The organism is Streptosporangium sp. NPDC050855, assembly GCF_044456585.1.
In the GTDB taxonomy this organism is placed as follows: Bacteria; Actinomycetota; Actinomycetes; order Streptosporangiales; family Streptosporangiaceae; genus Streptosporangium; species Streptosporangium longisporum.
The window spans coordinates 1-18357 of sequence record NZ_JBITFY010000045.1 but is presented as its reverse complement, the minus strand read 5'-3'; the positions used below and the strand labels follow the sequence as shown (position 1 = coordinate 18357).

Below are 18357 nucleotides of genomic sequence, written 5' to 3'. Positions count from 1 at the left end.
CGATGATCTTGGTGGGCGATCTTCAGTTGTGTTTTCGCAGCTCAGAGGCCAAGTGCTCAGATTGCTTGGAACCACTTGCGGGGAGTCCCCCAGTCAAGTGCGCTACCAAGCTGCGCTACGTCCCGGTCGTCCTGCGCCCTCTCGGGCGGGACGTCATAACCTTAGCGCAGATCCAGCGGGCTTGCGCACACGATGACGCCCGCGGGGGCAGGCGATCGCGAAGGGTGGCGGGCAGGTGGGACGTAAGGCGTTGATCGACCCCGAGGAGCTCCGGCGGCTGGCCGGGACGGGGTTGTCGAACGCGGAGCTGGCCGCTCGGTTCGGGGTGAGCGAGTCAGGGATCTTGCAGGCGAAGCGGGCCGCCGGCCTCTCGAAGCCGATGCTCGACCACTCGCGGGCCATCCCGTGGAAGCTGGACCGCTCGCACAACCAGTCCGGGCCAGCGACGAACCTGCGGAACCTGTCGGCCGTGGCCCAGGGGCGGGCCATTCCGGCCGAGAAGCTGAACACCGCGCTGCGCTGGGCCGGACGGCTGGTGGAGGGCGGGCTGGACGTGTCCTACGAGCCCGGCCGGGGGTTCGCCGAGGTGCCCGCCTCACCGCGGGACTGGCTGGTCGCCAGGGTGCTCGGCGAGGCTCGGCGGGCTCTCGAGGGCGACGCGGAGCGGCACACCGGCGGATGACGCGGGCGGCGCCCACCTCCGGGGAGAGGTACGGGCGACAAGGCGCGGCCCCGGAGGAGGCCGGACCCTCGGAGACCACGTCACGAAGGCGCGGGACCGGACCACCGCGACGAAGGTGAAACACCCCCACCGGATCCGGAATGGCAGGACGCCGGGCGAGACGGGATTAAACAACCGACAAAATATGAGAAAACATCACATATAGACCACGGCATGGGAATCCGTAAATGTCGGCGGCCGGTTTCGAGCCCTGTACCTGGGGCAGCGCACCGGAACAAGCGCCTACACAACCGGAGGCAGACATGTCCACCGTGGTCTGGGTGGCCGTCGTCGTGGTCGCGGTGGTAGTGATCGCCGCAGTCGGCTATTTCGTCGTGCAGCAGCAACGCCGACACCGGCTTCGCGACCGTTTCGGCCCCGAATACGAGCGTACCGTGCAGGAACGTGAGAACAGGCGTGAGGCCGAGCAGGAGCTCATCGCCCGCGAACAGCGTTTCAGCTCCCTCGACATCCGCGCCCTGGACGCCGGGACGCGGGAGATCTACAGCAAGAAGTGGATGGAGGTCCAGGAGCGTTTCGTGGACGCACCCGGTTTCGCGGTGACCGAGGCCGACCATCTGGTGACCTCGGTGATGGCCGAGCGCGGCTACCCCACGGACAACTTCGAGCAGCGGCTCTCCGACCTGTCGGTCGCGCACGGCCGTACCCTCGACCACTACCGGGAGGCTCACGAGATCAGCAGCCGGGCGGCCCGCAAGGAGGCCTCCACCGAGGAGCTCCGGCAGGCCATGGTGCACTACCGCGCCCTGTTCGAGGAACTGCTCGCCGCCCCGGCCAGCCCGGCCGTCGGTGACCGGGACACCCGGCGGACCGCTCCGGACGTCCCCGCCTCCGACGACGACCACACCGCCCGACGCGACGCCGGGGAGCGGTGATCCGGATGAACGATCGATCGGCTCCGGACGGCGACCGCCTCGTCCACAAGGCGGACCAGAACGACGAGCGCCCGGTAGGCGGGCCCGGCGAGAACGACCCGGCCGCCTCCGGACACGCCCAGAACGCGAGTTCCAGGCCCCGGGAGACGCCTCCGGACGACACCCTCGTGGCCCGGCGGGAGGACTCCCGTGCCGGTGACGCGCACGACGTGACCGGAGACGGGCCGCGCGACGACCGGCGCGCCTCCTCCGGTGACGACCTGGTCAGTGACCACGACGCCCCGCTGAGCGCCGGCAGGCGCGACGTACCGGACGACGACCCCGGCGACGGGCGCGCCGGTACGCTCCCCCGGGCCCAGGCCGCGGACACGCCGGCCGGTGGCTCCACGGCCCACGACCGGGTGCCGGACAGCGCCGGTTTCCCCGACAGCACGGCGGGCAGGCCGGACGACGTGCTCGACGAGGGATCGGGTTTCACCGACGTCGAGCGGCCCGTCACACCGGCCGCCGGGCCCCCGATCCTGTTCGACCAGGACTCCGAGGGGATACGGCGACGCTGGCAGGAGGTCCAGGCCAGCTTCGTCGACGACCCTCGGCAGGCGGTGGAGCGTGCCGACTCACTCCTCGACGAGGTGACGAGCTCCTTCCGCAGCGCGCTGGAGGCACGGGCCTCCGAGCTCCAGGGACGCTGGAAGAACATCGAGAAGAACGACACCGAGGATCTCCGGACCGCCCTGCGCGACTACCGGGCGACCCTCGAACAACTCCTGAACATCACTGCTGGGACGAGGTAATCATGCTTGCGATCGCCGCTGCCATCGTTTTCGGTCTCGGGCTCCTGCTCGACCTGATCAACGTCGCGATCCCCGGACTCGGCGGGTCGTTCTTCCTGCTGCTCGGGCTCCTGCTTCTTTCCCTCCACCAGGCCGGGATCGGCTCGGCCGGTCCGCGCACCGGTGGCGGGGGCGGGGGCTGGCGCCGCAGGCGTTGATCCCGGGGCGAGCCTCCGGAGCCCTCGGAGCGCCGCTCCTGAGCCTTCCGGCACCAGGAGGATCGGCCCCGAGGCCACGACCGCAGAACGAACGGGAGAGGACCCCGGCCACATGGCCGGGGTCCTCTCCCGTTCCACCCGGTGAACCGTGACGCGCCGCCGCCCTCGAAGGATCGACCGCCGCGGACCACCGGCCGCGACGTGCCTCACGGCGGATGCGACGGGGACGCGACGTCCTCGATCACGGGCCTTCCGGCGCCTGTGGCGCGCTCAGGGACGGCGCGAGCCGGAGCCGGTCGTCCGGCACGGGGTGGCGCCGCACACGGCGACACCGCGCGAGACAGGGCCGTACGCGAAAGAGACGCCCCAAAAGGCCGTACGCGAAACGCAGGCCGGAACGAGGCCCTACGCGAAACGGAGACCCCGGGACGATGCCGGGGAGAAAAAGGCCGGGACCGGTGCCGTACGGGGCGCACAGAGGCCGGTACGGGGCGAGGCCCACGGCCGGGAAGGATCATCGGCCACGGACGTCGGCGGGCGATCGTCGGTGCCGGTACCTCGGGTACTTGGGTATGTCAGTGCCTCGTTCCGGCGGGGCGCGCGCCGGACGGGTGAGGCCTCGTGTCCACCGGTGGTGCGGGCCGCCGGGGGGACGGCGGGCCGGCGGAGGTCGTCAGATCTTGAACGTCATGGTGATGAAGGTGCCCGAGGCACCGGTCTCGAACTTGATGTCCGAGCTGACCATCCGGGCCACCCACAGGCCCATGCCACTGGTGGCATGGGGCCCGGGGGGCGTCTCACCCGGCGCGGGGCCGGGGTCCCACCGGCCCTCGTCGTGGATCTCCACGACGAGGGCCCGGCCGACCGTCCACATGCGCAGGACGGCCTTGGCCGTGGGGTGTCCATGGGTGACCGCGTTCGTGGCCACCTCGTTCAGCGCGACCAGGAAGTCGGCCAGGCTCTCCTGCGACATTCCGCTCCGCACCGCCTGGGCGGAGGCGAAGTCGCGCACGTCGGGCAGGTCGGGAAGGCAGAAGGCCAGCTCGGCCACCGCTGCCCCGGCGGGAGGGATCCTGGAACGGTCGCCACTCGCCATGAAGCGAGCCGGACGAGCACCGTCCTCGTTCACCCGAGACCCGCCTCCCCTGTCCCAGTCCGCCTTCGTTCTCAGCATCCGGGATCCATTCAAACGCACCTTACGCCACGTCCGTTGTCGCCGACTGGGGTGCCCTGTAGCGGGCGATGTATTCAGCATTCGGCGACAAGTTCCTCGCGGAGCTGATCGAGCACCTTCCGCAGGATACGGGAGACGTGCATCTGGGAGATCCCGAATTCGGCCGCGATCTCGGCCTGGGTCATGTTGCCGAAGAAGCGGAGCAGGAGGATGTTCTTCTCCCGGGCCGGGAGCTTGTCGATCAGCGGCTTGACGGCCTCGCGGTCCACCAGGGTGCCCAGGGCGTCGTCCTCGTCGGGGATGACGTCACCGAGCGCGGCGGCGTCGTCGTCGGCGCCGAGGGGGGCGTCCAGCGAGAGCGCGCTGTAGGCGGCGGAGGCGTCCAGGGTGAGCAGGACGTCCTCTTCGGAGATCTTCATCTTGGCGGCCAGCTCGCTGACCGTGGGGGCGCGGCCGAGGTCCTGGCTGAGGTCGGCGACCAGCCGGTTCAGCTCGGCCCGGCGCTCCTGGAAGACGCGGGGGACGCGGATGGCCCAGGTGCGGTCGCGGAAGTGGCGCTTGACCTCACCGGTCATGGTGACCACCGCGTATCCGCGGAAGGGGTGACCCAGGGACGGGTCGAAGCCGTTGATGGCCTTCATCAGACCGACGTACGCGGCCTGCAGGAGGTCCTCCATCGGCTCGCCGCGGTAGCGGTAGCGGCGGGCGATCTCCATGGCGAGGTGGCGGTGCATCTCGACGATGCGCTCACGCAGGCGCTCGGCGCGGTACTCGGAGATCTCAGGCAGCGACATCTCGGCGAGGAGTTCCTCGGCGGTCATGTCGGTGATTTCGAGTGCCTGAACAGACATTGCTGCTCCCTGGTATTACTGTCGGGCGAGCCGACCACGGAAGCAACATCCGGGCAGACGGCATCGCCTCGACCTACGTTTCGAGGCGAGGCCCTCTGCTGGACCTCTGCTTCCATTATTGCCATGAATCCCGGAGTATTACTCGCTCGCAGGTAACAGTAAGGTTGCTAATCGAATGGCGAGGAGGCCCTGAGTGACGGTGTCGGAGAACGGCGAGAGATCGGCGGCCCTGACTCTCACGTCGGCGGTCGTCGGTGGGATCAACGTGATCCACGTGACGGGTCTGCTGGACGCGACGACGAGAGACCAGTTCGCCGACTACCTGGCGGCGGAGTCGGGCGAGCACGGCCCGGACATGGCGATCGACCTGAGCGGCGTGACCTTCATGGACTCGCGCGCGCTGGGGCTCATCGTCCACCACTGGCAGGTCAGCACCACCGCGGGCGCGAAGTTCGCCCTCATCGGGGTGGAGTACGCCAAGACCAAGGTGATGTGGATCACCGGCCTGGCCCAGCGACTGCCGCTGTACGACACGGTCGAGGACGCCCTGGCGGCCTTCGGCGACTCCCCGGGGGCCGGTGACCGCTAGGGGCATCGGGCCCCCGGGGCCGGGCCGGCCGCGCCTCAGCTCCCCGTGAAGCCCTCCGTGAAGCCCTTCGTGGAACCCCCCGCGGAGCCCTCCGGGGCTCCTGTCCTGGCCTCGCGGTTGCGCTGGTGCTCGTCCACCAGCAGCCGGGCCAGGTCGGCGACCTTCACCTGGTGGTGCTGGGAGATGCGGCGCAGCTCGTCGAAGGCGGCCTCGGCCGAGCAGCCGCTGGACTTCATGATGATGCCCTTGGCCTGGTCGATGATCGCCCGGCCGGCGAGCGCCTCCTGCATCTGCGCGGCGTCGGTGCGCACCTCGTCGTAGTCCCACATGTTGGCCAGGGCGACGCCCACCTGCTCGGCGAGCATGTCGGCCAGCGGCGGGACGTTCCTGGCGGCGAAGACCCCGGGCCGCACGCCGTACATGCCCAGGACCAGGACGGCGCGCTCGACGGTGATCGGCATCGTCAGGATCGAGCGGACGCCGCAGCGGACGGCCATGGCGACGTAGCCCGGCCAGCGGGACTCGCGCAGGACGTCCTGGACGATCACGTGGCGCCCGGTGGCGCGGGCCTCGGACGAGGGCCCCTCACCGAGCCGCTCCTCGCTGTCGGCGAGCACGACGAGCTCGCTGTGGGAGGCCGAGACGACCACCCGTTCCTCGCGCCACAGCTCGGCGGAACCGCCCGCGCAGCCGGGCACGCCGCCCGCGAGGGTGGCCGTGAGCCCGCGCAGCACGCTCTCGCTGGACGTCTCCTCGCTGACCCTGCCGAGGACCGCCAGGTCCCTGGCGAGGACGGGAGTGACCATGTCCATCCGCGGGCCCCCTTTCCTGTGCCACCAACCTAACCACTACCCGGCCACGCGCCGATCCGGCCTCGAGTGGCGTACCGTCTACGACGGGATAACGCCCCATCCCCGCCCCCTGACGAGGACGACCATTGACCGACGGTATTGGCCTTCAGACCCTGGAGCAGGCGCTGAGCGCCCTGACCGCCAGGGTCTCCTCCCTGCGTGAGGCGAAGTCCGCCTACCCCGCGGACCCCAGGTCCACACTCGACGCGGCGCTCGCCGAGCTCGACACCGCGCGTGAGCTGCTGGACGCCTCCGTGCGCGAGCTGCGCAAGGCGCCCAAACGCTCCGGTGAACGCGAGAGCGGGTCCCAGCGGGAACTCAAGCTGCTGCGGCAGGTGTTCCGCACCTTCCCCATCCCGGTGGTGGTGCTGGACGCCTCGGGAGTGGTCCGGCGGATCAGCGCCGAGACCTCCCGGATGCTGGGCAGCCCGGCCGGGTACCTGATCGGCCGCTCGTTCCCGCTCTTCGTGGACGTCTCCCGGCGGGCGGCGTTCCGCTCGCACCTGACCGCGGTGCAGCAGGGCGGCCAGACCGCGACCCTGCAGACGCGCCTGGCCCACCAGGGCCGGGCGCACACGGTGCAGCTGGCCGTGACCCGCCTGACGATGCCGGGCGAGCCGCAGGAGATGGTCGCGGTCATGATCCTCCCGCTGGAGGCCCAGGTGCCGGGCCCTCCCCCGGGCCCGGCCGACCGCTCCGACGCCGTCCTGGTGATGGCCGCGGCACGCCGGCAGGAGCTGCTGTCCAGGATGACCCGGCTGCTGCTGGACGAGGAGAGCCTGCGCCAGCCGGTGACGGTCACCAGGGCCGCGCGGCTGCTGGCCGCCGAGTGGGCCGACTGGGTCTTCGCCGACATGATCCGGGACGGCATGCCCAAGCGGGCCTGCGTGCTCGGCCCGAGCGACCGGCCGGTGACCCAGCTGGTCCGCCTGGCCGAGCAGATGAACCCGCTGACCGCGCCGGGCGTCGCGCACGTGCTGACCGGCGGCTCCGGCGTGGTGCACGAGATGCTGGAGGACGACGGGCTGCTCGGCGACGTGCCGGGCGGGCCTCCGCTGCTGCGGGTGATGGGCGCCGCCTCGGTGCTGATCGTGCCGATCGGCGGCGGCGGGGGTGACGTGCTGGGCTCGCTGACCCTGGTGCGGCTGCGCGACCGCGAGCCGTTCACGCTGGCCGATCTCGGCCTGATGGAGGAGATCGGCGCCCACCTGGGGCTCGCGGTGCGGGCCCGGCGCAGCTTCCAGACCCGCTCGCGGGCGGCCGACGCGCTGCGTACCAGCGTGGTGCCGCGGAGCCTGCCGGACATCCCCGGGTTCGAGGCGGCGGCGATCTACAACGCGGGGTCCAGCCCGGTCGGCGCCGAGTTCTACGACGTCTTCCCGTCCAAGGACGGGTGGGGGTTCGCCCTGGGCGGCGCCGCGGGCAAGGGCGAGGAGGCCGCGTCGGTCAGCGCCATGGTCCGCAACGGCCTGCGCGTGCTCAGCGTCTGGGAGTCCGACCCGGGCGAGGTGATGCGCAAGCTGAACCAGGCCCTGACCGCCCAGAACAACGGCATGTTCGTGATGGCCGTGACCGGGTTCATCCGGGCGCGCAGGATCAGGCTGGCCAGCGCGGGCCACCATCCCGCCGCGCTGCTGCAGCCCGACGGCGGGGTGCGGTTCACCGCGGGGGGCGGCGTGCCGCTGGGCATCGCCCCGGAGGCCGAGATGTTCACCGAGGAGCTCACCCTGACCTCGGGCCAGACCCTGGTGTTCTACTCGGACGGGCTGGTCGCCTCGCAGAACGAGGTGGGCGAGTCCTACGGCGAGACCAGGCTGGCCGACGTGCTGGCGCGCTGCGTGGCGCAGAGCCCGGCCACGGTCGTCAAGACCGTGGAGGAGGACCGGCACGCGTTCTCCGGCGGGCGGGTATGGGATGAGATCGTGATACTCGCCTTTCGTGTCGTATAGCGTGACCGGCGGGGCATGATCGGCGGCGTGACCGGCGGACGTGCCCCTCGGGCACGACCGGCCGGGCGGGAGCCCGCGTCCGGCCCGGTGACCAGGGCCCGCCGGTGGCCGGACCGCGTACGAGGGAGTGGGGCGGCCTTCATGACCTCCGTTCACCGGGCCGCGGTCCATGCCGCCGGGTCCTTCGCGCACCAGGCCGCGATCCACGACTCCGACGAGCGTTTCCTGGCGGTCGCGCTGCCCTTCGTCCGGGACGGGCTGGCCCAGGGCGACCCGGTGATGGTCACCACCACCCCGGCCAACCTGGAGCTCCTCGCGGACGCCCTGGGCCGGGACGGCCGCCTGGTGGACTACGCCGAGACCGCGTTCCTGGGCCGGCGCACCGTGGAGCGTGCCACCGCCTTCCACCGCTACTGGCAGCGGCGCGGGCCCGAGGCCCCGCGGGGCGGACACGTGCGGATCCTCGCCGAGCCGGTGTGGACCGGCCGGGCACCGGCCGACGTGCGGGCCTGGCAGCGCATGGAGGCCGCTCTGAACCTGCTGCTGCGCGGCACCAACATCTGGATGATCTGCCCGTACGACGCCAGGACAGCCGCCTCCGGGGTGCTGGCCGCGGCCCGGCGCACCCATCCGTGGCTCTGCGAGGACGGCGCCGTGGCCGTGCCCTGTCCCGAGTACGCCGACCCCGCGGCCTTCATCGCCGAGTGCGACGCGGTCCCGCTCCCGCAGCCGCCCGCGGACTCGGCCGTGGCGCGGGTGGAGACGCTGCACGCCCTGCGGACGTTCGTCAGCGGCCAGGCGTCGTTCCTGGGGTTGAACCGTGACCGCGCGGCCCTGCTGGCGGTCGCCGCCCACGAGGTGGCGGCCGCGCTGGGGCCGCCGGTGACGGTACGGCTCTGGGAGCGGCTGGGCGCGATCGTCTGCCAGCTCGACCGCAGGGGCGGGCGGATCTGCGACCCGGTGGCGGGTCTCCGTCCGCCGGGGTCCCCCGCCGGTCCCGCGGCCGCCTTCTCGGCCGGCCCCTCGGCCCCTTCCGCCGCCTCCGGGACCGGTCCCGCCGGGTCGGCGACCGGCGCGGTGGCCGGTTCGGCGATCGGCCCCGCGGCCGATTCCGGGGACGGGATGTGGATCGCCCGCCAGCTGTGCGACCGTCTCGACATCCACCATGACCTGGGCGGATGCGTGGTCCAGCTGCGCGTCCCGAGCGCCAGGGCCGAGGAGTCCAGGCAGAGCCGGAAGTATTGAACGCTTCCTTCTGGGTAGAAGGGTTTGGCTTCGGCGCCGTTCAGGGTATGGTTGTCCCCATACAGACGTGTGCCTAAGACGCAGGCACCCCTGAAGGAATTACAGGCTTTCCATGCCTATCTCCTCCCAGAGGTGTGCCGTGAACATTGCATTCGTCTCCTCCGAGGCTCTCTCCTCCACCCAGGACGAGTCCGACCTCGCAGCCCAGCGCGCTCACCTGATGGCAGTGGCCCGTGAGCTCGGCCGCGAGCACAAGGTCACCATCTACACCCGCCGCAACTCCGACTCGGACAAGTCCCGGGTGCGCGTGTCGCAGGGCGTCACGCTGGAGCACCTCACCGCCGGTCCGGCCGAGAACCTGCCGGAGGACGGCGTCCTTCCCTACCTGTCGGACCTCGGCGACCAGCTGATGGACCGCTGGGGCCAGGACCGCCCGGACGTGATCCACGCCCACTCCTGGACCGGCGGGCTGGCCGCCATCGCCGGTGCGAACGGGCTCAACGTCCCGTTCACCCAGACCTTCAGCAGTGAGAGCTCCCGCGACGCCAAGGACGCCAAGAAGGTACGCGTGCAGCGGGCCATCGGCCGCCGCGCCAGCGCGGTGATCGCCGGGTGCGGTGACGAGGAGACCTCGCTGATCCGCCTGGGCGTGCCGCGCCGCAACATCTCGGTCATCCCGTGCGGTGTCGACGTCGAGCGGTTCCGCCGCCAGGGCCCCTCCGCCGCCCGCGGCACCCGTCCCCGCCTGCTGCACGTCGGCCCGCTCGCGGCCGACAAGGGCGTGCACACCGCGATCCGCGCCCTGGAGGGCGTCCCGGACGCCGAGCTGATCATCGCCGGTGGGCCCGCGGCCACGGAGCTGGAGCACGACGCCGACGCGCACCGCATGATGCTGCTGGCCAAGGAGATCGGCGTCGAGGACCGGATCACCGTGCTCGGCCACGTCCCGCACACCTCGGTGGCGAAGCTGATGCGCAGCGCCGACGTGGTGTTCTCGCTGCCCAGGGAGGCCCCGGCCGGGGTCGTCGCGCTGGAGGCCATGGCCTGCGGCGTGCCCGTCATCGCCTCGGCGGTGGGCGCCCACCTCGACTCCGTGGTGGACGGGGTGACCGGCCTGCTGGTGCCCGCCGACCGCCCGGCGCAGACCTCCCGCCTGACCCGCGAGCTGCTCGCCGACCCGACCCGGCGTACCGCGCTCGGCTTCGCCGGCGCCGACCGCGCCCGGTCCCGCTACTCGTGGGAGCGGATCAGCCAGGAGCTCGTCCACGTGTACGAGACGGCCCTGTCCGGCGCCGCCGCCGCCCACTAGCCGTACCGCCCGCGGCGCCCGGTGCGGCGCCGCCGACCGGCATCGAGACCGGGGACCCCGACGGGGTCCCCGGTCTTCTTCGTTCCGCCCTCCTCGGCGGCGGGCCTTCGACGCGTTCCGCCCTCTTCGGCGACGGCCTTTGCCTCCGTACGGGAAAGGTGAGGGACGGATGCGAAATCGCGATACCTCTGTTACTGGAGTGCAATCGTTGCTTTGATGGGCCCATGTCGATTCGTGGCACGTTCCTGGGCGTCCTGGCCGCAACGCTGGCGCTCTCCGCCCTGCCCCCGGCGCACGCGTCCGCGGGGGCGGCCCTCGCCGCCGCACCGGGCACGCCCGCCGGTGCCGTCTCCGCCGGTGGGACGGGCACGTCCGGCACCCGCTCCTGGGGCGCCCCGGTCCTGGTGGAGAACTTCGACGGCAGCCGGGTCGACGGCCGCCGGTGGGTCGTCTACCACTCCCCCGGCGCCGGGACCAACCCGCGTACCGGCCGGGCCTCGACCGTGAGCGGCGGTGCCCTGCGGCTCAAGGGAGGCTTCTACGGTGGCCGGGACCTGTCGGGGGGCATCGCGACCCGTACCGCGCAGCGCTACGGGCGCTGGGAGGTGCGGCTGCGCGCCGAGCGCGGCGCCGGGTACACGCCGGTGGCCCTGCTATGGCCGTCCGACCAGGGCGGCGGGGAGTACGCGGAGGTCGACTTCGCCGAGATCATCGACCCGTCGCGCAGGTCGGGCGGGATCTTCGTGCACCGCGGCGAGCGGCCCCAGGCGCAGCGGCAGATGCGGGCCGACTTCACCCGCTGGCACACGGTGGCGGTCGACTGGCTGCCCGGACGGCTGACGTTCTGGCTGGACGGCAGGAAGGTGTGGGACTACCGGGGGCCGAACGTGCCCAGGAGCCGTTCCATGCACCTGACGCTCCAGAACGACGTGACGTGCAACCAGTGGTCGCCGTGCCGCAACCGCTCCACTCCCCCGACGGTCAGCATGTACGTGGACTGGGTGAAGATCTACCGGGCGAACGTCTGACGGCCCGCGGGGGACCGCCCGCGAGGCGGGCCCGTCGAGCCGTCCGGGCACGGACGGGCCGCGGGACGCGGGACACGGGACCGCGGGGGGGGCCGCCCGGGAGCGCGTCCTCAGAGCAGGTGGCCCGCCTTGAGGGCGAGGTGGACCAGCAGGCGTTCCTGGCCGTCGGCCAGGTCGCGGCCGGTGAGCCGCTCGGCCTTGGCCAGCCGGTAGTAGAGCGTCTGGCGGTGCACGCCGAGGGCGGCCGCGGTCTCCTGGGCGTGACCGGCCCGGTCCAGGTAGCCCTCCACGGTCCTGGCGAGCTCCGGGTCCTCGGCCAGCCGGCCGGTCTCCCCGGCCAGCTCCCGCAGCCGGTCCCGGGACATCCGGGTGAGCATCCGGTAGACGCCCAGGTCCGGCCAGGCGGCCACGGGCGCCAGCGCGGGCACCCTGGTGGCGACGTCGAGGGCGTGCACGGCCTCGTCCCAGCTCCGCCAGGCCCGCGCGGCCTCCTCGCGGGGACCGCCGAGACCCGCCGTCGTGCCGTACATGCCCTGGACCCTGGCGGCCAGCTCCCGTGCCTGGCCCGCCGGGACCAGCAGGGCGGCCAGCGGCTCCCCCTGCCGGTCCCCGCCGTCCCTGCCCGGGAAGGCCGGGTCGGCCAGCACGCCGCGCGGCAGCGTCCACAGGGCCGCGACCCGGTCCGGTGAGCCGCGCACGGCGATCGCCGCGACCGGGCCGCGCACGTCCAGCCGGGCCAGGGCCCGGGAGCGCTCCTCGGCGTCGGAGGAGAACAGCTCGCGCAGCCCGGCGCCCAGGTCCTGGCGGCTGCGGGCCTCCTGGGCGAGGACGGCGGCGGCCCGGGAGACCAGGTCGGCGACGGAGGCGAGGGCGTCGTCGCCGAGCGTGCCGTCGTCGAGGAGCCACAGGTAGCCGTAGGTCACCCGGTGGTGCCGCAGCGGCACGCAGACCCGGGCGAGCACCCCCAGGGCGGCGTCGGCCGGGATCCGCACGGGCCCGGGGGCGACGGCGATGCCGTACCCCTCGAAGTAGGCCCGCACCTGGTCCGTGGCGCGGCGCCGGAGGATGGACTCCCGGCGCACCACGTCGATGTCGCCGCTCTGCGCCGCGTACGCCAGGAGCTGGAAGGAGCGGTCCTCCAGGGTCGCGGACGCGCCGAGCCTCGCGGCGATCTCGTCCACCGTCTCCTGCAGCACCCGACCATTGTCGTACATCTGTATGAACACTCCCGTCGGCGGTCGTGGCAGATGCACATGACCGCCGGTCGGGGGCGGGTTCTAGGGTGGGGACATGCTCGGTTCCCTGCTTCTCGGTGCCTCCCGGTCACCCCTGGTACGGCGCGCGGTCTCCGGCGTGCCGGTGACCCGCAAGGTCGTCGACCGCTTCGTCGCGGGCGAGACGCCCGCCGACGCGGTCGAGGCGATCCGCGGCCTGACGGCCGCCGGCCTGACCGTCACCGTCGACCATCTGGGCGAGGAGACGCGGGACTCCGACGCCGCCGCCCGGACGGCCGGGGCGTACGTCACGCTGCTCGGCGCCCTGACCGAGCTGGACCTCGGCGACCGCGCCGAGGTGTCGGTGAAGCTCTCGGCGGTCGGCCAAGCCCTCGGGGCCGACGGTGCCAAGATCGCGACGGAGAACGCGCGGCACGTCTGCGAGGCCGCCCGCGCCTGCGGGGCGACCGTGACCCTGGACATGGAGGACCACACCACGGTCGACTCCACCCTGGAGACGCTGCGGGCCCTGCGCGAGGACTTCCCCTCCGTCGGCGTCGCCGTGCAGTCCTACCTGTTCCGCAGCGAGGCCGACTGCCGCGACCTGGCGCATGCGGGCTCCCGGGTCCGCCTGGTCAAGGGCGCCTACGCCGAACCGGCCTCGGTGGCGCACCAGAGCAGGACCGAGGTCGACCTGGCCTACGTGCGCTGCCTGCGCATCCTGATGTCGGGTGCGGGCTACCCGATGGTGGCCACGCACGACGACCGGCTGATCTCCATCACCGAGACCCTCGCCGACCGGTTCGCCCGGGCGATCGGCGACTACGAGTACCAGATGCTGTACGGGATCAGGGCCGACAAGCAGCGGGCCCTGGCCGGAGCCGGTCACACCGTGCGCGTCTACGTCCCCTACGGCGACGACTGGTACGGCTACTTCATGCGCCGGCTGGCCGAGCGCCCGGCGAACATCGCCTTCTTTCTGCGTGCCCTTGGAGGCAAGTGATGGATGCCATCTCCACCGTTCCCGCCCCGGTCAACGAGCCGGTGCTCGGCTACGCGCCCGGCAGCGCCGAGCGTGCCGCGCTGGAGGCCCGCGTCAAGGAGCTGTCCGGGGCGCAACCGGACCTGACGATGACGATCGGCGGTGAGCGGCGGATGGCCGCCGGCGCCTCGATCGACGTGGTGCAGCCGCACAACCACGCCTCGGTGCTGGGCCGCACCGCCGACGCCGAGGCCGCCGACGTGCGGGCGGCGATCGACGCGGCCCTGCGGGCGGCACCGTCCTGGCGGGCCCTGCCCTTCGACGAGCGGGCCGCGATCTTCCTGCGCGCCGCCGACCTGCTGGCCGGGCCGTACCGGCAGACGCTGAACGCCGCGACGATCCTGGGGCAGTCCAAGTCCGCGCAGCAGGCGGAGATCGACGCCGCCTGCGAGCTGATCGACTTCCTGCGCTTCAACGTGGACTTCGCGCGCCGCCTCCAGAGCGACCAGCCGCTCTCCTCTCCCGGGGTGTGGAACCGGATGGAGTACCGGCCGCTGGAGGGCTTCGTCCTGGCGATCACGCCGTTCAACTTCACCGCCATCGCCGCGAACCTGCCCTCGGCCCCGGCCCTGATGGGCAACGTGGTCGTCTGGAAGCCCTCCCCCACCCAGCAGTTCGCCGCGCACTTCACCATGCGCCTGCTGGAGGAGGCCGGGCTGCCGCCGGGCGTCATCAACATGGTGACCGGCAACGGCAAGGCCGTCTCGGAGGTCGCCACCGTTCACCCGGACCTGGCGGGCATCCACTTCACCGGCTCCACCGCGACGTTCCAGCACCTGTGGTCCACGGTCGGCGCCAACATCACCTCCTACCGGTCCTACCCGCGGCTGGTCGGCGAGACCGGCGGCAAGGACTTCGTGCTGGCCCACCCCTCGGCCGACCCGGCCGTGCTGGTCACCGCGCTGGTCCGCGGCGCGTTCGAGTACCAGGGGCAGAAGTGCTCGGCGGCCTCGCGCGCGTACGTGCCGCGCTCGCTGTGGTCGGTGATCCGCGACGACCTGGTGAGCACCGCCGAGTCGCTGACCGTGGGGGACGTGGCCGCGGACCTGTCGACGTTCATGGGCGCGGTCATCGACGCGCGCGCGTTCGCCAAGCACAGGGAGGCCATCGACCGGGCCCGCTCGCTCGACTCGATCGACGTGCTGACCGGCTCCTACGACGACTCCACCGGCTACTTCGTGCGGCCGACGATCCTGCGGTCGTCCGACCCCACCGACGAGATCTTCGTCAAGGAGTACTTCGGGCCGATCCTCGGGGTGCACGTCTACGACGACGCGGACTTCGAGAAGGTCATGGACGGGGTGAACGACGCCTCGCCGTACGCGCTGACCGGCTCGATCATCGCCCGGGACCGTCACGCGATCACCCAGGCGTCGGAGCGGCTGCGGTTCGCGGCGGGCAACTTCTACGTCAACGACAAGCCGACCGGCGCGGTCGTCGGCCAGCAGCCCTTCGGTGGCGCCCGCTCCTCGGGCACCAACGACAAGGCCGGGTCGATCCTCAACCTGATCCGCTGGGTCAACGCCCGCACGATCAAGGAGACGTTCGTCCCGCCAACTGATCACCGTTACCCGCACATGGGGTGACGTCTCACGAAGCGGCCGGCAGCGGTCCGGCCTCACGTCGCTGGGCTTTCCCCAGTAACTACCTCGCGGCAAAGCGATGCCCGGGTCTCGAATCAGAGGCCCGGGCATCGGTGTTGTCGACCACGGTGCCGCTCATCCCGCCCGCTGACGGGGCCGACAGTGCGGGTCGGCGTCTTTTGCAACCGGAGCGATACGCGTAACGGTTGGTCGTGCTTCGTCCAAGTAGGGGCGTGTTCGGACGCACGACAAAGGGAGTGACGCTGGTGCGCCTCAGACAGACGGGGCTGGCGAACATCGCCCATGACCCCGAGGCATTCGAAGTCTTCTACCGACGTCACTTCGACGCCGTGACCCGGTTTCTGGCCCGGCGGGCGGAAGACCCGCACGCCGTGGCCGACCTGACGGCCGAGGTGTTTCTCGCCGTGCTCGACTCGGCGCACACCTACCGGCCGGACCTGGGCAGCGAGATCGCCTGGCTGTACGGCGTGGCGCGCAACACCCTTCTGGCCGAGCGACGACGCTCGGCACGCGAGTTGCGCGCGACCCGCCGGATTTCGGGGCATCGGCTGCTCGAAAGCGACGATGTGGCACGCCTGGAAGAACGGATCGATGCCGAGTCTCCGGCCCGCCGGGCCCTTGAGGCGATGGCCGTACTACCTGAGAAAGACCGGGCTCTCCTGGAACTGGTGGCCGTCGACGGCCTCAGTCCCGCCGAGGCCGCCGCCGTACTCGGCATCCGGCAGGGCACCGCCCGCGTGAGGCTGCACCGGGCCAGGCGCTCCGTCCAGCAGGTTGCCGGTGTCATACCCGTGATGGAAGGAACGAAGTGAAAAGTACTTTCGAAGAGGGGTTGCTCGCGGAGCTCAAGACGGAGATCGCTGCGCGGGCGTCACAGGGGCGCGCCCCGGCCCCGCGCCGAATGGTCGGCCGTCGGTTCGCGGCCGGGGCCGGAGTCGCGGCGATCGCGGTGGCCACGGCGATCGTCGTACCGCTGGCGACCGGATCGGAGCCTCCTGCCTACGCGTTGACGAAGAACACAGACGGGTCGATCAACCTCAAGATCAACGAGTTCCGGAACTCGCAACAGGTCGAGACGGACCTGGCGGAGTTGGGCGTGCTCGCCGACATCACCTATCTGCCGCTCGGCAAGCGCTGCGGGAACGTCCGCGCGCCCTTCGTCAAGGGCGACGACGCCGGTGTGAGCGTGGAGGATCTGTCGAGCACGGATCCCGTCGTACAGGCGAGGACCAGGAAGCGAATGACCAACTTGGCCTCTTCCAAGGCCATCCGTCCGGAGGACGGCATCACGATCTACCCTCGGTACATCAAGCCCGGCCAGACCGTGATGATCGAAATCATGGAGAACCCGGTGGAACCCACCGTGGACCGTCCGGGGGTCGCCTGGCAGTTCGGCGGCCGGTTGACAGACGGACCGATCAAGCCCTGTCAGGTGGTCGACGATACATCAGCGTTCGGCATCGGCGACGCCACACCTCCACCCGGCCACTGATCCCACTCACCCTGCCGTACGGGGCTTCCGTGGGCCGTACGGCACGGTGGCCGGACGTCGATGATCGGCCCGAAACAAGGTGCCCCATGTGACCCCGCCTCCCTCGCTGAGGCAAGATGCACGACACCGCTTCATGGCCGCACGTGCACGACCTCTGCGCGGCGATGTCCCGGCCCGTCTCCGCCGGGTCGCCGTTGCCGGGTGGCCGGGCCGCGAACACCACCCCGTCGTCGATGGGCTTCGAGAGGATCTACCTCGGTGGTGGCGGGTAGCGGTGGATCTCCGCCCGGTGCCCGGTCGAGCCGGCGAACTTGGCGTCGTCGGTGATCAGCGGCACGCCCAGCAGCTCGGCGAGGGCCACGTACATGCCGTCATAGGCGGTGAGGTTGTCGCGCAGTTCCAGCACTCGCCGTTGCAGGGACGGCATGGGATGGCGGACGATCTTGAGCTGGGCGTAGCGCTCCAGCATGATCTGGGCCCGCTCTTCCGAGATGCGTACCTCCGGCTTGCTGGTGATCACATGCCCGCGCACCACGGAGGCGATCTCCACGTCGATCAGCGCGGGGGCGTGCAGTCTGCGGGCCAATCGCTGGCGGAGCAGGTCGTCGCCCTTCACGTTGGCCAGCAGGCGGAAGACGATCGAGGCGTCGACGACCAGGCTCACCGGCGTCCCTCACGCAGCGTCTCGCGGACGAAGTCGGGATCGTACGGCACCGGCTCGTCAGCGGCGATCCTGGCCATCACCTCGTCCAGCGTCGGGGTGGCCGCCTCCTCGTTGAGCAGTTCACGCACATACGCCGTCAACGACTTGCCCTCACGCTCGGCCCGCATCTTCAGCGTCCGTTCGGTCTCCTCAGGAACATCTCGAATCTGTATGATCGACATGCATGCACTATAGCATGCAGATTGCATGCTCACATCGGAATGGCGAGGCGGCCTCACTGTTCAGACCGGTCCTCGGATCCATATCGGCTTCCGGCGCAGCACCCGAAGGACGCGTCCTTCTCATCGACCGTCAAGGGGCCGTACACGAGTGGGGCGGGGGTTGTAGAGGTCGTAGCCGCCCACCCGGCCGCAGGGGCCACGGTCAGCTCGTGCAGAAATCCCTCGAAGGTGTCGGTCGCCACCAGCAGCGACAGCAGGGCGTCCGACCAGGTGGGGCCGGAGGGGAGGTCAACGGCGAAGACATGGCCCGCCCGCGATTTTCTGGCGCTGCGCCCCACCGGTCACCGGCGACGAGACGTCTGACCGACGCGTGCGAAGTACCTGCGGTGCCCCTTCCAGCCTTGCAGACCCGAGGAATGGTTAAGAGCGCCTAACAGAATGAGTTCTGCTGTGCTTTGATCTCTCGCTGTAGCGATGGTGAGAGGGGTGGCGGGTGGCGCGGCTAAAGCCGTGGGA

General features: G+C 71.4%; 20 protein-coding genes. 14 read left to right on the top strand and 6 right to left on the bottom strand.

All coding sequences use genetic code 11. From position 1 onward, the window contains the following. Window positions 1-235: 235 nt before the first annotated feature. The 4 genes from ACIBCT_RS40160 to ACIBCT_RS40145 all read left to right on the top strand — a co-directional run bounded on the left by ACIBCT_RS40160 (window position 236) and on the right by ACIBCT_RS40145 (window position 2608). Window positions 236-682, top strand: a complete 447-nt coding sequence (locus ACIBCT_RS40160; RefSeq protein WP_399197300.1) for a hypothetical protein — start codon at window positions 236-238, stop codon at window positions 680-682. Between the two features lie 302 nt (window positions 683-984). After that, window positions 985-1617 carry a hypothetical protein gene (locus ACIBCT_RS40155; protein WP_399197299.1) on the top strand — a complete coding sequence of 211 codons (633 nt, stop codon included), beginning with the start codon at window positions 985-987 and terminating at the stop codon, window positions 1615-1617. Between the two features lie 5 nt (window positions 1618-1622). Next, a complete protein-coding gene (locus tag ACIBCT_RS40150) occupies window positions 1623-2411 on the top strand; it encodes a hypothetical protein (RefSeq protein ID WP_399197298.1) in 789 nt (262 codons plus the stop codon). 2 nt (window positions 2412-2413) lie between these two features. Beyond that, a complete protein-coding gene (locus tag ACIBCT_RS40145; protein WP_344903924.1) occupies window positions 2414-2608 on the top strand; it encodes a hypothetical protein in 195 nt (64 codons plus the stop codon). 673 nt (window positions 2609-3281) lie between these two features. Here the strand turns inward: ACIBCT_RS40145 and ACIBCT_RS40140 are convergent. Continuing rightward, entirely contained in the window at window positions 3282-3782 is a 501-nt protein-coding gene (locus ACIBCT_RS40140; RefSeq protein ID WP_399197297.1) for an ATP-binding protein, read from the bottom strand. A gap of 74 nt (window positions 3783-3856) precedes the next feature. Next, window positions 3857-4633: a SigB/SigF/SigG family RNA polymerase sigma factor gene (locus tag ACIBCT_RS40135; protein ID WP_344903930.1), complete on the bottom strand. Its 777-nt coding sequence runs from the start codon at window positions 4631-4633 to the stop codon at window positions 3857-3859. Window positions 4634-4826: 193 nt separating this feature from the next. Between ACIBCT_RS40135 and ACIBCT_RS40130 the strand changes: the two genes are divergently transcribed. Next, window positions 4827-5222 (top strand): STAS domain-containing protein, encoded by a 396-nt coding sequence (locus ACIBCT_RS40130; RefSeq protein WP_399197296.1) that lies wholly within the window; start codon window positions 4827-4829, stop codon window positions 5220-5222. A 35-nt stretch (window positions 5223-5257) separates the two neighbouring features. Here the strand turns inward: ACIBCT_RS40130 and ACIBCT_RS40125 are convergent, their stop codons facing one another. After that, window positions 5258-6034, bottom strand: a complete 777-nt coding sequence (locus ACIBCT_RS40125; RefSeq protein ID WP_399197295.1) for an ANTAR domain-containing response regulator — start codon at window positions 6032-6034, stop codon at window positions 5258-5260. Between the two features lie 125 nt (window positions 6035-6159). On the opposite strand from ACIBCT_RS40125, the gene ACIBCT_RS40120 reads away from it, so the two are divergent. The 4 genes from ACIBCT_RS40120 (at window position 6160) to ACIBCT_RS40105 (ending at window position 11604) form a co-directional block, all read left to right on the top strand. Continuing rightward, complete coding sequence (locus tag ACIBCT_RS40120) at window positions 6160-8022, top strand: SpoIIE family protein phosphatase (protein WP_399197294.1); 1863 nt, start codon at window positions 6160-6162, stop codon at window positions 8020-8022. 141 nt (window positions 8023-8163) lie between these two features. Next, window positions 8164-9267, top strand: a complete 1104-nt coding sequence (locus ACIBCT_RS40115; protein WP_399197293.1) for an anti-sigma factor RsbA family regulatory protein — start codon at window positions 8164-8166, stop codon at window positions 9265-9267. A gap of 139 nt (window positions 9268-9406) precedes the next feature. After that, window positions 9407-10576, top strand: a complete 1170-nt coding sequence (locus ACIBCT_RS40110; protein WP_399197292.1) for a glycosyltransferase — start codon at window positions 9407-9409, stop codon at window positions 10574-10576. A 224-nt stretch (window positions 10577-10800) separates the two neighbouring features. Further along, entirely contained in the window at window positions 10801-11604 is an 804-nt protein-coding gene (locus ACIBCT_RS40105) for a glycoside hydrolase family 16 protein (RefSeq protein WP_399197291.1), read from the top strand. 110 nt (window positions 11605-11714) lie between these two features. Here the strand turns inward: ACIBCT_RS40105 and ACIBCT_RS40100 are convergent, their stop codons facing one another. After that, window positions 11715-12818 (bottom strand): PucR family transcriptional regulator, encoded by a 1104-nt coding sequence (locus tag ACIBCT_RS40100; protein ID WP_399197289.1) that lies wholly within the window; start codon window positions 12816-12818, stop codon window positions 11715-11717. A 76-nt stretch (window positions 12819-12894) separates the two neighbouring features. Between ACIBCT_RS40100 and ACIBCT_RS40095 the strand changes: the two genes are divergently transcribed. From ACIBCT_RS40095 to ACIBCT_RS40075, 5 genes are all read left to right on the top strand, one after another. Then, complete coding sequence (locus tag ACIBCT_RS40095) at window positions 12895-13821, top strand: proline dehydrogenase family protein (protein ID WP_399197288.1); 927 nt, start codon at window positions 12895-12897, stop codon at window positions 13819-13821. After that, on the top strand, window positions 13821-15446 hold the full coding sequence (pruA, locus tag ACIBCT_RS40090; RefSeq protein ID WP_399197287.1) for an L-glutamate gamma-semialdehyde dehydrogenase: 1626 nt from the start codon (window positions 13821-13823) through the stop codon (window positions 15444-15446). The genes ACIBCT_RS40095 and pruA overlap by 1 nt, the downstream gene beginning before the upstream one ends. A gap of 254 nt (window positions 15447-15700) precedes the next feature. Further along, window positions 15701-16276 carry an RNA polymerase sigma factor gene (locus ACIBCT_RS40085; protein WP_399197286.1) on the top strand — a complete coding sequence of 192 codons (576 nt, stop codon included), beginning with the start codon at window positions 15701-15703 and terminating at the stop codon, window positions 16274-16276. Next, window positions 16273-16956 (top strand): hypothetical protein, encoded by a 684-nt coding sequence (locus tag ACIBCT_RS40080; protein WP_399197285.1) that lies wholly within the window; start codon window positions 16273-16275, stop codon window positions 16954-16956. Before ACIBCT_RS40085 ends, ACIBCT_RS40080 begins: the two co-directional genes overlap by 4 nt. Window positions 16957-17072: 116 nt before the next feature. Then, on the top strand, window positions 17073-17228 hold the full coding sequence (locus tag ACIBCT_RS40075; RefSeq protein WP_399197284.1) for a hypothetical protein: 156 nt from the start codon (window positions 17073-17075) through the stop codon (window positions 17226-17228). On the opposite strand, the gene ACIBCT_RS40070 is transcribed toward ACIBCT_RS40075, so the two are convergent. Both ACIBCT_RS40070 and ACIBCT_RS40065 read right to left on the bottom strand, forming a co-directional pair. Then, entirely contained in the window at window positions 17207-17620 is a 414-nt protein-coding gene (locus ACIBCT_RS40070; protein ID WP_399197283.1) for a type II toxin-antitoxin system VapC family toxin, read from the bottom strand. The two genes, ACIBCT_RS40075 and ACIBCT_RS40070, sit on opposite strands and share 22 nt — an antisense overlap. Continuing rightward, a complete protein-coding gene (locus ACIBCT_RS40065) occupies window positions 17617-17841 on the bottom strand; it encodes a FitA-like ribbon-helix-helix domain-containing protein (protein WP_399197282.1) in 225 nt (74 codons plus the stop codon). Before ACIBCT_RS40065 ends, ACIBCT_RS40070 begins: the two co-directional genes overlap by 4 nt. Between the last annotated feature and the right edge of the window lie 516 nt (window positions 17842-18357).